Origin of the sequence: Thermosporothrix hazakensis (assembly GCF_003253565.1) — a bacterium.
Lineage (GTDB): Bacteria > Chloroflexota > Ktedonobacteria > Ktedonobacterales > Ktedonobacteraceae > Thermosporothrix > Thermosporothrix hazakensis.
In genome coordinates this window covers 265,597-278,659 of record NZ_QKUF01000003.1, presented here as the reverse complement: position 1 = coordinate 278,659, position 13,063 = coordinate 265,597, and the positions used below count along the sequence as shown (strand labels likewise).

Genomic DNA, 13,063 nt, shown 5'->3' with positions numbered 1-13,063 from the left:
TATCAAGAATGACAGGCAATCTGCTTGAAGTAAATAATTTAAAAACATACTTTTTCACACGAGGAGGCGTCGTCAAGTCGGTCGACGATGTCACCTTCTCCATGAAACCAAGCCAGACGTTGGGCGTTGTGGGTGAGAGTGGCTGCGGCAAAAGTGTCACAGCGCTCTCAATCATGCGTCTGGTTGCAACCCCTCCCGGTAAAATTGTCAGCGGGGAGATCCTCTTTAACGGTGAAAACATCCTGGATAAAAGCAAGGATGAGCTGACGGACCTGCGTGGTAGTAAGATTTCGATGATCTTCCAGGACCCGATGACATCGCTGAATCCCGTCTTCACCGTTGGCTATCAGATCGCGGAGACCGTGAAGCGCCACCGCAAAGATGTCACCAACGACCAGGCCTGGAAGCGTGCCATTGAAATGCTCGACCTTGTACGCATCCCCGATGCCAAGCGCCGCGCGAAAAACTATCCTCATGAGTTCAGTGGCGGTATGCGCCAGCGCGTGATGATCGCTATCGCGCTTGCCTGTAACCCACAGTTGCTGATCGCTGACGAGCCAACCACCGCGCTTGACGTGACCATTCAGGCGCAGGTGTTGGAGTTGATGAAAGGCCTCTCGCACGAGTTCGGCACCGCTGTGATGCTGATCACCCACGATCTCGGCGTTGTTGCTGGAACCTGCCAGCACGTGAACGTGATGTATGCCGGTAAAATCGTTGAATCGGCACCCGTCAAGCAAATCTTTGACACACCTGCTCACCCTTACACCATTGGTCTGCTTAATTCCGTGCCACGCCTTGACGGCACCCGTGGTGAGCGTCTGACCCCGATCAAAGGTCAGCCACCCGATCTTGTGAATCCTCCTGTTGGCTGCCGCTATGCGGACCGCTGCCCCAAAGTCCAGCCGCGCTGTCGTCAGGAAGAGCCCAAATTGCAACCGGTTGGCCGTGGCGAGCAAGTCGCAGCATGTTTCTATCCAGACTAAGAGGAAGTGTGAGTAATGGTACAACAAGTTGAAACACAGAAACAAAAAGCAGGAACCACCCTGGTCGAGGTCAAGGGGCTCAAGGTCCACTTCCCGATTAAAGGCGGTCTCCTGAATCGTACTGTCGCTTCGGTGAAGGCAGTCGACGGGGTTGATCTCTTTATCCGTCGTGGCGAGACCCTTGGTCTGGTGGGCGAAAGTGGCTGTGGTAAAAGCACCACCGGTCGCGCCATCCTACAGCTTATCAAGCCGAGCGCCGGGAGCGTCAAGCTTGATGGCGTTGAGCTGACCAAGCTGCCCCCCAGCCAGATCCGGCAGAAACGCTCCGAAATGCAGCTTATCTTCCAGGACCCCTTTGGCTCTCTCGACCCGCGCTACACCATCGGTCAGATCGTCTCCGAGCCGTTGGAGAACTTCAGACGAGGCAATAGCCGGGCAATCCGCGAAGAGGTCGCGCACCTGCTGGAAACTGTAGGTATTAACCCGCTCTACGTAAACCGCTATGCCCACGAGTTCAGTGGTGGTCAACGCCAGCGTATCGGTATCGCTCGTGCTCTGGCACTGCGCCCATCCTTTGTGGTGGCAGACGAGCCAGTTTCCGCACTCGACGTCTCGATTCAGGCCCAGGTGCTCAACCTGCTGCAAGATCTACAGGCACAGTTCGGCCTGACCTATCTGTTCGTCGCCCACAACCTCTCTGTGGTGAAACACATCAGCGACCGCGTTGCGGTTATGTACCTGGGACGCGTTGTTGAGCTGGCAAAGAGTGAAGCGCTGTATGAGGCACCACTGCATCCATACACGCAGGCCCTTCTCTCGGCAGTTCCCGTGCCGAATCCAGAGATTGAGAGCCGTCGCAAGCGTATCATTCTTGAAGGTGACGTTCCAAGCCCGGTAAACCCGCCCAGCGGCTGTAACTTCCATCCTCGCTGCTGGAAGGCTCAGGCAATCTGTCGCGAACAAATTCCGCCTCTCGAAGAGAAGCAACCAAACCACTACGCAGCCTGTCACTTCCCTGGCTAGCAAGCAAAAACGCAAAACGGCTATGTTCCTCCTCGGGCATGGCCGTTTTTCTTTTTGTTTTTCTGCCTACTTGCTTTCCCGCTCACAACTCTCTACAGGTCGTTTACTTATCCCTTCTGCTTCCACCTACTATTCTGTGCCTTTTCTGTCATCCCTTTGAAATATCTTCTCTATCCTTCAAGCAGCTTTCTTTTTTCATCACCAGTGATGAGAGATTTCGGGCTAACAGAACGTAATAAGATAGTGTTCCTTACAGTATCTCTTTCTACATTCTGGGGAGATATTTTTGCTGAGGTAAAGGCGAAGCCAGCCACACCTGATAATGTATGTACCCGTTAGAAAGGTGCCTGGTGCCGATTTCCTATCTTCATTACTCTTCGCCTGTTCGTATGTCTTCATTATGAAGGAGAAGAAGTGGTATGAAAGCTGGCAAGAAACTAACTCTGTTTCTGTCATCGCTCCTCTGCCTGGTAGCAATACTCGTGTCCGCCTGTGGGGGAGAGGGTGGAACGACTCCGGGAAATGGGTCAAAAGCCGGAGACGACAAGCAGATCTTGCGCTACTCGGTTGTAGGTGACCCCGATATCCATACCTTTGACCCTGCCTATGTTTCAGATACTGACTCAAACTTCCCGATTCAGGCAGTGTATACCGGATTGGTAACGCTGAACAAGAAACTGGAAGTAGTGCCGCAGCTTGCGAAGGATATCCAGGTCTCTGATGATGGCACGACCTACACCTTCAAGCTCAGAGACGGTCTGAAATTCAGCAACGGTGATCCACTCACCGCCGAGGATGTAGTCTACAGTATCAATCGTGCGATTGACAAGAAGACAGCATCTGATGTTGCTGGTTATCTACAGCTCGTCAAGGGGTTCGCCGATCTCCACGGGGGCAAAACAGATACCCTGATCGGCAAAAGCTTGATCGCGAAAGATCCACAGACAGTCGTTATCCAGATTGAATACCCCGCAGCCTATTTCTTGCAGTCCCTGACCTATCCGACCTCTTATGTCGTCAACAAAAAGCTGATTGAGAAGTATGGCGACAAGTGGACGGATCATGCGGAAGAAGGCGGCGGCGCGGGCCCGTTCAAGGTTGAGAAGTACACACACAACCAGGGCATCGATCTGGTCGTCAACGAGAATTACTACGGCAAAAAGCCGCAGTTGAAGAAGCTTCAGGTCCTCTTCTATAAGGATCAAGAGGCTATGTATCGTGCGTATCAGGCCAACCAGCTTGAGTTCTCACCGGTTCCCACCGCAAGTCTTGAGCAGGAACGCACCTCCCCGGGCTTCAAGGATACGCCAATCCTGACCGTACGTTATATCGCCATGAACTATCTGGTCAAGCCGTTTGATAACCTCAAGATCAGACAGGCCTTCGCGCTGGCAATCGACAAAGATCAGGTAGTGAAGAGCGCAATGAAGAACTCGTTCACGCCCACAAACCACATCGTCCCTAATGGTATGGTCGGTTACAACGAGAAGCTGACAGGACCACAAGGCGCCTCCACCAAAGGCGATCCCGAAAAGGCGAAACAACTGCTTGAGGAAGGAATGAAAGAGGCCGGTTATAACGGTGTCTCGAATCTGCCCCCCATCACGCTGACCTACTACCCACGAAACCAGAACTTCAGAGACGCCATTAACATCATTGTGCAGCGCTGGAAGAATGTGCTTGGTGTCAATGTACAGGTCTCTGTTGTTACGCGCCCGAAACTGCTCGACCTTACAACTGGCACAAAAGGTAACGGCAACCTGCAAATGTGGCAGGCCGGCTGGAACGCTGACTATCCTGACCCACAGGACTGGCTGACCCTCTTCTTCGGCAAAGGGCAGGACTATAACCAGTTCAACTATGGACTGGGGAACATCAAAGAGCTGAAGGAGATGAAGGACGTTCAGGATATGCTTGTCCAGGCTGACAAAGAGCCAGATAAGACCAAGCGTATGGCTCTGTACAACCAGATCGAACAGAAGGTCGTCGAGCATGTTGGCTGGCTCTCACTCTGGCAGGAGAAGGTTCAATACCTGGTCAAACCAAATGTCCACGGTCTTGAACTGAACAGTCAGCAGTTGATCCCGCCCGAAGACTGGAGTGACATCTACATCACGCAATAAAGGCATGTCCTGCACGTCTTCAGCACAAATTGAACACTACGCTCTCAAGGAGAGCCTTCCAGTCTCCGTCCGCAGTAGTCCTTACTGCGGACGGTTGCCCTATCAAATAACACAACCGCGACAAGACGAGCACGCTGAGAGAGCTTGATTGAGGCGCTTATCACTTCTCACACAACAAGAGCAAGGAGCGCAGCATGATTCAGTTTCTGATCAAGAGGATTCTGGGATTACTCTTTGTAATCTTTGGAGTCACCTTTATCACCTTTATTATGGGATACTTTGCCCCGGGCGATCCTATAACCGCCATGCTCGGTGAACGCGCAACCCCAGAGACTGTCGCGCAAATGAAGCACCTGTATGGCCTGGACCTGCCCTGGTATCAACAATATGGAAACTATCTGGTCAATCTGGCACGTTTCAACCTCGGCATGTCCTTCCGTCTGCAAGGACGGCCGGTCTGGGATATTCTGAAAGATGGGCTTCCCGTCTCTCTGGAGTTGGCCTTCTGGGGCTTGCTGCTGCAAATCTTTATCGGTATCCCGCTAGGGATCATCTCGGCGCTAAAAGCCAACACCTGGGTTGACACGCTCAATATGAGTATAGCCCTGGTTCTCTACGCCTTCCCGGTGTTTATTACCGGCGTTCTGCTTCAACTGCTTGTCATCTGGGTCAGCAAACAGACAGGTGTCTCCTGGCCTGTCACTCAATGGGGATATCCCTGGCGATATACCTGGACCGATATCCAATACAAGATACTTCCTATCCTGGTATATGCAACAGCCGGAATCGCCTACTATGCTCGTCTGGCCCGAACGAGTATGCTTGAAGTGCTCAAACAGGACTATGTCCGCACGGCCCGAGCGAAAGGGCTCCGCGAACAGAGCGTAGTCTATCGTCACGCCTTCCGCAACGCTCTGATCCCTCTGGTAACGGTCTTCGGTGTCTCGATTGGTTTTCTGGTAACCGGAGGATTCTTCACCGAGCGTATTTTCAATCTGCCCGGAATCGCGAACCTGACGCTCATCTCGATTGACTCCCTGGATTACCCTGTCCTTCAGGCAACGACGGCACTTCTCGCGCTGTGCATCGTCCTGGGGAACCTGATCTCGGATATTCTGTATTCGCTGGTCGATCCCCGCATCAAAGCTGAATAAGAGGTGCGTATCATGGAAACACGAGATCAAAACCCATCTATAGAACAGCCAGAAGCCCGGCCTCCTGAAGTGACTGAGAACCAGGTCCAAGCGGTGATTGAAGGAAAAGTTCAGAAGTCGCCGACACCATTTCAACAATCCCTCAGGCGCCTGATGCGTGATCGACGGGCACTGGTCAGTATGTGTGTGATCGCGTTTCTGGTGCTGATCTCCCTGATTGGTCCTCCAATCTATCAGCATATCGGGGGCACGATCGAAACAGCGGACGCGCAAAAGATCGGACCGACGCAGTACCATAGCCACAGTTTCCAGAATCTTGATCATCTTGACGAGGGTCCTAACGGGCTGAACTGGCTTGGAACCGATCGGGTTGGACGCGATATGCTGGCCCGTTTGATGCAAGGTATTCTGGTCTCTATTGTGGTCGCGGTGCTGGTGGAGATCATTGACATTCTGCTCGGGGTTGTGATCGGCGTCCTGGCGGGCTATTATGGGGGTTGGGTTGATACCCTGCTGGCACGGTTTACCGACCTGATGTTCGCCTTCCCCGGCCTGCTTTTCGTGATCCTGCTGACCGGCATTTTCGGGCCACAGGTCGATGTCATGTTCGCAAACACGCCACTGCTCAGTGGAGGCAATGCCCGCCTGCTCCTGGTTGTATTAGCCCTCTCTATTACCTCATGGCCGTTGATGGCCCGCTATGTCCGAGGACAAACAATGCAGCTCAAACAGCAACAATTTATTGAGGCGGCAAAAGCGGCGGGAACAACCGATCTAAAGATCATCACAAAGCACATCGTCCCGAACCTGTTCAGCATCGTCATCATTGCGGCAACCCTGAACATTTCCAACACGATTATTAATGAGGCAGGTATTAGTCTCCTGGGTCTGGGGGTTCAGGATCCGGGGTCCAGCATCGGCCTGATGATCTCGGCAGCACAAACGCTGCTCGCCATCCATCCCTGGGAAGCGTTGCTTCCAACTGGTATGCTCGCAGTTATCGTGCTGGCCTTCTCCTTTCTGGGCGATGGTCTACGGGACGCCTTTGATCCTCGCTCCAAAGACTAAGCCAGCACTTGAACACGCTGTATTGCAATACCGGCTTAGACACCGGCATGCTGCTCAAGCCGTTTGATACGAACAAGCAAGCGGATTCGCGCCTGTAAATGTCGAGCATCAAACGGCTTGACGACATAATCATCGGTTCCGGCTTCAAAGCCAGCCACTTTATCCTGAAGGGTAGAAAGGGATGTCAGAAACATAAATGGAAGACATTTAAAAGCAGCTTTGCCGCGCACATAACGGCAAAGCTCTAAGCCACTTTCCTCACCAACCCATACCTCACTGATCAAGACATCAGGCACCTTTATACTCAAGACCCGTTTGGCCTCTGCTATAGATACTACCCCCTGGACAACAAACCCCTCTCCCAGAGCTTGCTGTAACTTTTCATGGGCATTTTTATCACTATCTATAAACAGAATAGTTAACCTACGCAATGCCTTGTGACCCACATATTCTTTTACAGTTTTTCCGGTGGCAAAGAAAAGTGTCTCTTCTTCACCAGCAAGCAGATATTATTCGCGCTCAGACTGAGTGCGCACAAGATACTCGGTTCGGCTCTGGCGTTCATCGGGGGTCAAGCGCAACACACGTTCAATTGCTTCATTCAGCGCGGTTGGTTTAAACGGCTTGGTCAGGTACTCATCCGCACCTGACAGCAGTCCTGCCATCTGATCCTCTTCTCGTGTCATCGCGCTGAGAATAATCAGCGGGGTATCGGCGGTACGAGGATCGCCACGCAGACAACGAACTAACTGATAGCCCCCCATACGCGGCATTTTCACATCAATAATGACACAATCAGGTTGTTCGGCATAGACCCGCTCAAGCCCCTGCACCCCGTCATATGCAACGCTCACCTGATAGCTACCATGAAGACTGACCGCGTATTTTATCAGTTCGACGATGGTCGGGTTATCATCAATAACCAATACTTTTTTCACGGCGTTCCCGCTATCCATAGGGTTTGCCTCTTTCAAAGAGCTATATACTGTACTGGTTACGGGCTTTAGAAGGTGCATCACCCTCTTTTGCATTGTAACACAGTTCAGTTTCACTGCCAACTCATGATTCTCTTCGTACTACGAAATTGCTCAAGCTCTTCCATTCTCTGAACCGTTGTATCTCTTATCTGGAAATCAATTCCTATTCTATAGTAGCGCACCTGGCTGCAAGTTTCTATAGTTTCTTGAGAAGAGGACGAGTTCCTGTATATTCTTTCTTCCATCCAAAATACAGGAAACAACAAACACCTTATCTCATCGTTTCAACAAAAAACCCGTTCTTTCCTTAGTATATACCTGTCCAGATCGATTCTTCTCACACATGTTTTTTCCTGGATCACCAAAACCAAGCAGTCAGCCCCAAAAACAAAAAAGCTGCCCCATAGAGACTGGATCTCTACAAGACAGCTCTGAGTGGCTACCGAGAAGAGGGCCTCAAGATCTTATGGAAGATCGCAAACAGCAGAAAGGCAGGAGGCCATTGTCCTACGAAAATGGCCCAATCCTTCTTATTCATCAGAAACATCATGGCAGAAGCAACAATAGAACTTACCGCCGCCCAGTACCAGACCTGTGCAGGCACCGCATCGGTGACCTGAAAATACTGTTCCTGGGCATCTTCGGTGCGAAAAGGCATTTCGACTTTAGACGACATTCTGTACTCTATCCTTTCTATGAACGAAACAAGCAGTGAGTATCACTGCTTTCCATATCTCCTATTTGCATACTAGCCAGTCAATATAATAGAGAGATAGACATATGCCAATCCAGCGTCAGCAGAAAAGAAGGTAACGCCGTAGCCTTGTTTCAGAAGATATGCTAGAATATCAAAAGGCATGAAGGGAAACTCTCCAGGCAGAATAAAAGGGGAAAAGTATGCTCGATCGCTATTCACGACAGATATTGTTTCAGCCTATCGGTCAAGCCGGGCAGGAGCGTCTACGCGCCGCGACCGTAACCCTGATTGGCTGTGGCGCGCTTGGTACCGTGCTTGCGAACAATCTCTGTCGCGCAGGCATAGGCAAACTGATTATCGCAGATCGTGACTTTGTTGAACTGAACAACCTGCAACGACAGATTCTCTTTGATGAAGAAGACGTAAAGAAGCGCCTGCCAAAGGCCATTGCCGCAACAGAGAAATTGCGCCGCGTGAATAGCGATGTGCAGATTGAAGCCCTGGTCGAGGATATCAACGCTGATGGTATTGAAGATCTTGTACGCACATCTGATTTGCTTCTCGATGCCACAGATAATTTTGAGACGCGCTATCTCCTGAATGATGTCTGTATCAAGCTACAACGCCCCTGGATCTACAGCGGAGTGATTGCATCCTATGGCGTGACCATGAACATTCTGCCGGGTTCTACCCCCTGTCTTCGCTGTGTCTTTCCGGAAATGCCTCTTCCCGGAACCACGCCAACCTGTGACACAGCAGGGGTATTAAACGGTATCGTAGGAACAATCTGCGGCATCGCCTCTACCGAAGCCTTGAAAATCCTGTTAGGAAGCGAGAAGGTCAGTCATGCCCTCACCTGTATTGACCTGTGGGAAAATACATCTGAGCGGCTGGAACTTCCACGCCAGCCGGATTGTCCGGCCTGCGGTCAGCATCACTTTGAGTTCTTAGATACACTCAACAGTGGCAGCGCAACAACCCTCTGTGGGCGTAACGCCGTTCAGGTACGAGGCCATACCGGGCAGCGTGGAGGCGTAACGCTCAACTTCGCAGAGCTCGCGCAGCGGCTTCAACCGCTTGGCACTGTCAATTATAACAGCTACCTGCTCCGCTTTCAGGTGGATGGCTACGACCTGACCATTTTTCCTGATGCACGTGCGATCATCAAAGGAACAGCGGACGAGCATGTAGCCCGCACGCTCTATGCACGTTACATTGGTATGTGAAACTTGTACGGGGCGCTATCACTTGCTATAATACATCTATCAAACCTCGGACCTGTTTCTACTGTTGCTGGAGTATGCGCTAAAAGTCTGGTTCTATCCTGCACCACCTTCCCCACATGCCTCTAAAGCAAAAGATCATTTTAAGGGAGAAAAATCAACGCTCATGAACGAACACATTCTAGTCTGTGTCGCGTGGCCGTATGCCAAAAGTTCTACCCATGTAGGACAAATCGTCGGCGCATACCTCCCGGCTGACACGTTCGCACGCTACCACCGCATGGCTGGGAACCATGTCCTGATGGTCTCTGGCAGCGATGAACATGGCACCCCGATTCTCGTCGAGGCCGAAAAACGCGGTATCACGCCCCTTGAGTTTGTTGCTGATTACCATGCACAGATCTGTGAGGTCTGGGACCGTCTGGGCATGTCCTGGGACATCTTTACGGAGACCACGACGGAAAATCATTACCGCATCGTTCAGGACTTCTTTTTAACCCTGCAAAAAAACGGCTATATCTTCAAGGACACAATGGAGTCCCCCTACTGTCCGACCGATCGCCGCTTTCTGCCCGACCGCTACATTGAGGGCACCTGTCCTCACTGCGGCTATGATTCGGCCCGCGGCGACCAGTGCGATAACTGCGGCAAGACGCTTGATCCTATCGACCTGGTGAACCCGCATTGCCGCCTCTGTGGCAGCAAGACCAGCAAGCTGGAAATGCGCAAGACCGAGCACTTCTTCCTGGACCTCCCCAAGCTACAAGAGCCGCTTCAACAATGGCTTTCTCACGACAAAGAGCACTGGCGTCAGAATACTGTAGCCTTCGTCAATAACTGGTTGAAAGAGGGCCTGCGAGCACGCGCAATTACCCGCGACCTTGATTGGGGCGTTCCCATTCCTCTGGAAGGATACGAAGATAAGCGCATCTATGTCTGGTTTGACGCGGTGATTGGCTACTTCTCGGCGACTGTTGAATGGGCCCAGAAACACGGAACCCCCGATACCTGGGAAACATGGTGGGTGCCCGGCAAAACAGAGCCAGCGGTCAAATCCTACTACTTTATCGGCAAAGATAACATTCCGTTTCACGCTCTGATCTGGCCCGCCATGCTCATCGGCTACGGCAACCGGAACCTCCCCTACGATGTCCCGGCCAACGAGTTTATGACCATGAGCGGCGAAAAAGCCTCAACCAGTCGTGGTAACGTCATCTGGACCCGCGATGTACTGGATCAGTATAGCGCCGATACCCTGCGCTACTATCTCTCTGTCACGGCTCCCGAGAACCGCGATACTGATTTCACCTTCCAGGAAATGATTCGTCGCAACAATGATGAACTGGTCGCGGCCTATGGCAATGTGGCACATCGCACCTTGACCTTCTTGCAAAGCCGCTTTGGCGGCGTGGTTCCCGAACCGCTGCCGCTCCGAGAGGCCGATAAGGCTATTCTGGAAAAAGTTGAGCAGGGCTTCGCTCAGGTTGCCAGCGCGATTGAGCAGTGCCACTTCAAAGACGGTATTAACGCCGCGATGGCGGTTGCTCGCGAAGCTAACCGCTATCTCGACGAGCAGGCCCCCTGGAAACAGATCAAGGTCGATCGTGAGGCCGCTGGCACCACGATCTATGTGATGCTTCAAGTGCTCAGCGGACTGCATACGCTCTTCAGCCCGTACCTTCCGTTCTCTTCTCAGAAGCTTCATGAACTTCTCGGCTTCGAGGGAGAGGCCAGCAAAGAGCGTTGGGAACTGCGTCAGGTTCCCGCAGGGAGTACGCTGCCCAAACCGACACCGCTCTTCCCCAAGCTGGAAGAACCCGCACAATAAAGAATGGCAGAAAAAAGGAGCCTCTTTGCGAGGCTCCGATCTTTTTTGGCCGGTTTATTTGATACTGCCAACAACCACGCCCTTAATAAAGTGACGCTGGAAGAACAGGAAGAAGATAATCACTGGCACAAGCACCATCAGAGAGGCCGCCATCAACAGGTTATACTGGATATCGTGGGCCGACTGGAAGAACTGAAGTCCGATTGCCAGCGGGCGCAGTGAATCATCCTGAATGTAGATCAATGGTCCCATAAAGTCGTTCCAGACCCCGATACCGACCAGAATAGCCACCACCGCCAACGCAGGACGCGCCATCGGGAAAACTACTCTGAAAAGGATCTGGAGCTCGTTCGCTCCATCAATGCGAGCCGCTTCCATCATCTCCCGCGGGATCTGCAACAGGAACTGACGCAGCAGAAACACGTTAAATGAGCTGCCGAAGAAGGCCGGGACCACCAGCGGCAGATAGGTATTGACCCATCCCAATGAAGCAAACATATCAAACAACGGGATCAGGGTAATAGGCGTCGGCAAAAAGATAGTCGCCAGCACAACATAAAACACCTTATCGCGACCTGGCCAGTTGATACAGGCAAAGCCATACGCCACAAGCATACCAGAGATCAGCGCCCCGATAATATTCAGACTGGTGATAAGCACCGAGTTCATGAAATAGGTGCCATAGGGCATAATATCCAGCGCTTTACTGAAGTTTTCCCATGCCCAGACATGGGGTATCAGTGTCGGCGGATAGACCGCCAGTTCCTGATCTTGTTTCAGCGCCGTGACCACGGTCCAGTACAGTGGGATCAGGAACAGAATGGACATAACGATCAGGAGAATACGTACTCCGACGTTGTCCAGCACCTTCTTAAACGTTACACGCCGTTTGCTCGCTCCAACCCGGGGAGCCTCAGATAGCACAGCGCTCATCGTTGAGCCTCCTTCGCTTCCATATCAACTGCCTTCGCAGCAGCATTTCGTCTACTCATCTTTCCGGTTTCTTCCGTTTTCATCTCGCTCATGCTTAACTCACCAGATCATAGGTCACAAAGCGCTTTGAGACGACATACGTAATAAGAGCCATGATCAGACCGATAACAAACAGTACGATCGAGAGCGCGGAGGCATACCCGAACTGCGCATACGAGAAGGCATTTTTATAGAGATAGAGCATATAGAAAAGCGTCTCGTTGTTTGGTCCGCCATTGGTCATGATATACGCCTGTGTGAAGACCTGAAGGCCTGAGCTAATACCGGTGATTAAGTTAAACAGGACAATAGGTGAAATCAGCGGTAATGTAATATTGAAGAAACGACGCACCGGTCCCGCCCCATCAAGTCGGGCAGCCTCATAGAGCGTCTCAGGAATACCTTTCAAGCCAGCCAGGAAGATCAGGGCCGCGTTCCCTGCTCCAAGCTGCGCCATCGCCACAATCACGATTTTCGCACCCCAGGGATCGCTCAAATAGCTGGTCTTAGGCACACCAAAGAGCGAGAGCACCCAGCTTACAAGGCCATACTGCGGACTGATCAGGGCCATCACGATAAACGACATCGCGAAGGCAGGCAGGATCGACGGCAGATAGAAAATCGCGCGATACACCGCTATCTCACGAACGCTGCGATTCATGGCAAGCGCCATCACAATAGCGACAACCGCACCGATAGGCACCGCCAGTAAACAGTAAAAGAAGGTATTTCCAAGTGATTTCCAGAACAGATCATCGACAAGCAAGCGCTGATAGTTCTGTAACCCAAGCCAGACCGGGGCGCCTAGCCCGGAATACCGGGTAAAGCTCAGAATCAGAACATAGATCGAGGGCCAGAGGGTAAAGACCAGAAAACCGATAACCCACGGGCTGATAAAGAGGATGCCCTTTATCAGATTCTTTCGATCCTGACGGGACAATGCAGGCCGCTTCGTCGCAGCACGTTTTGTACCGGTTACCTCATTCGCATCTTTCGCTGTAACCATTCCTCA

At 51.9% G+C, this 13,063-nt stretch carries 12 protein-coding genes; 7 read left to right on the top strand and 5 right to left on the bottom strand.

Translation table 11 applies throughout. From position 1 onward, the window contains the following. Window positions 1-8 precede the first annotated feature (8 nt). The 5 genes from EI42_RS07935 (at window position 9) to EI42_RS07915 (ending at window position 6,354) form a co-directional block, all read left to right on the top strand. Entirely contained in the window at window positions 9-986 is a 978-nt protein-coding gene (locus EI42_RS07935) for an ABC transporter ATP-binding protein (RefSeq protein WP_111320630.1), read from the top strand. A 15-nt stretch (window positions 987-1,001) separates the two neighbouring features. Then, the gene (locus EI42_RS07930; protein WP_111320628.1) at window positions 1,002-2,009 is read left to right on the top strand and encodes an ABC transporter ATP-binding protein; all 1,008 of its coding nucleotides are present in this window, start codon (window positions 1,002-1,004) and stop codon (window positions 2,007-2,009) included. A gap of 419 nt (window positions 2,010-2,428) precedes the next feature. Further along, window positions 2,429-4,132 (top strand): peptide ABC transporter substrate-binding protein, encoded by a 1,704-nt coding sequence (locus EI42_RS07925; RefSeq protein WP_111320626.1) that lies wholly within the window; start codon window positions 2,429-2,431, stop codon window positions 4,130-4,132. A gap of 194 nt (window positions 4,133-4,326) precedes the next feature. Beyond that, window positions 4,327-5,286 carry an ABC transporter permease gene (locus tag EI42_RS07920; protein ID WP_111320624.1) on the top strand — a complete coding sequence of 320 codons (960 nt, stop codon included), beginning with the start codon at window positions 4,327-4,329 and terminating at the stop codon, window positions 5,284-5,286. A 12-nt stretch (window positions 5,287-5,298) separates the two neighbouring features. Further along, window positions 5,299-6,354: an ABC transporter permease gene (locus EI42_RS07915; RefSeq protein ID WP_111320622.1), complete on the top strand. Its 1,056-nt coding sequence runs from the start codon at window positions 5,299-5,301 to the stop codon at window positions 6,352-6,354. Between the two features lie 35 nt (window positions 6,355-6,389). Here the strand turns inward: EI42_RS07915 and EI42_RS07910 are convergent, their stop codons facing one another. The 3 genes from EI42_RS07910 to EI42_RS07900 form a co-directional block, all read right to left on the bottom strand. Then, a complete protein-coding gene (locus tag EI42_RS07910; protein ID WP_170142447.1) occupies window positions 6,390-6,785 on the bottom strand; it encodes a response regulator transcription factor in 396 nt (131 codons plus the stop codon). A gap of 78 nt (window positions 6,786-6,863) precedes the next feature. Continuing rightward, window positions 6,864-7,310 (bottom strand): response regulator transcription factor, encoded by a 447-nt coding sequence (locus EI42_RS07905; protein ID WP_170142446.1) that lies wholly within the window; start codon window positions 7,308-7,310, stop codon window positions 6,864-6,866. A gap of 460 nt (window positions 7,311-7,770) precedes the next feature. Next, window positions 7,771-8,007 (bottom strand): hypothetical protein, encoded by a 237-nt coding sequence (locus tag EI42_RS07900; protein ID WP_137686206.1) that lies wholly within the window; start codon window positions 8,005-8,007, stop codon window positions 7,771-7,773. A gap of 221 nt (window positions 8,008-8,228) precedes the next feature. Between EI42_RS07900 and EI42_RS07895 the strand changes: the two genes are divergently transcribed. Both EI42_RS07895 and metG read left to right on the top strand, forming a co-directional pair. Next, a complete protein-coding gene (locus tag EI42_RS07895) occupies window positions 8,229-9,254 on the top strand; it encodes a ThiF family adenylyltransferase (RefSeq protein ID WP_111320614.1) in 1,026 nt (341 codons plus the stop codon). A gap of 64 nt (window positions 9,255-9,318) precedes the next feature. Further along, window positions 9,319-11,079 (top strand): methionine--tRNA ligase, encoded by a 1,761-nt coding sequence (metG, locus tag EI42_RS07890; protein ID WP_281278967.1) that lies wholly within the window; start codon window positions 9,319-9,321, stop codon window positions 11,077-11,079. 54 nt (window positions 11,080-11,133) lie between these two features. On the opposite strand, the gene EI42_RS07885 is transcribed toward metG, so the two are convergent. Together EI42_RS07885 and EI42_RS07880 are read right to left on the bottom strand one after the other, a co-directional pair. Further along, window positions 11,134-12,012 (bottom strand): carbohydrate ABC transporter permease, encoded by an 879-nt coding sequence (locus tag EI42_RS07885; protein WP_111320610.1) that lies wholly within the window; start codon window positions 12,010-12,012, stop codon window positions 11,134-11,136. 94 nt (window positions 12,013-12,106) lie between these two features. Then, window positions 12,107-13,057 carry a carbohydrate ABC transporter permease gene (locus tag EI42_RS07880; protein ID WP_111320608.1) on the bottom strand — a complete coding sequence of 317 codons (951 nt, stop codon included), beginning with the start codon at window positions 13,055-13,057 and terminating at the stop codon, window positions 12,107-12,109. Window positions 13,058-13,063 lie beyond the last annotated feature (6 nt).

Coding starts and splice junctions, on each gene's coding strand:
- EI42_RS07895 (WP_111320614.1), top strand. CDS start 8,229: ATGCTCGATCGCTATTCACGACAGATATTGTTTCAGCCTATCGGTCAA.
- EI42_RS07915 (WP_111320622.1), top strand. CDS start 5,299: ATGGAAACACGAGATCAAAACCCATCTATAGAACAGCCAGAAGCCCGG.
- EI42_RS07880 (WP_111320608.1), bottom strand. CDS start 13,057: ATGGTTACAGCGAAAGATGCGAATGAGGTAACCGGTACAAAACGTGCT.
- EI42_RS07920 (WP_111320624.1), top strand. CDS start 4,327: ATGATTCAGTTTCTGATCAAGAGGATTCTGGGATTACTCTTTGTAATC.
- EI42_RS07930 (WP_111320628.1), top strand. CDS start 1,002: ATGGTACAACAAGTTGAAACACAGAAACAAAAAGCAGGAACCACCCTG.
- EI42_RS07935 (WP_111320630.1), top strand. CDS start 9: ATGACAGGCAATCTGCTTGAAGTAAATAATTTAAAAACATACTTTTTC.
- EI42_RS07900 (WP_137686206.1), bottom strand. CDS start 8,007: ATGTCGTCTAAAGTCGAAATGCCTTTTCGCACCGAAGATGCCCAGGAA.
- EI42_RS07905 (WP_170142446.1), bottom strand. CDS start 7,310: ATGGATAGCGGGAACGCCGTGAAAAAAGTATTGGTTATTGATGATAAC.
- EI42_RS07925 (WP_111320626.1), top strand. CDS start 2,429: ATGAAAGCTGGCAAGAAACTAACTCTGTTTCTGTCATCGCTCCTCTGC.
- EI42_RS07885 (WP_111320610.1), bottom strand. CDS start 12,012: ATGAGCGCTGTGCTATCTGAGGCTCCCCGGGTTGGAGCGAGCAAACGG.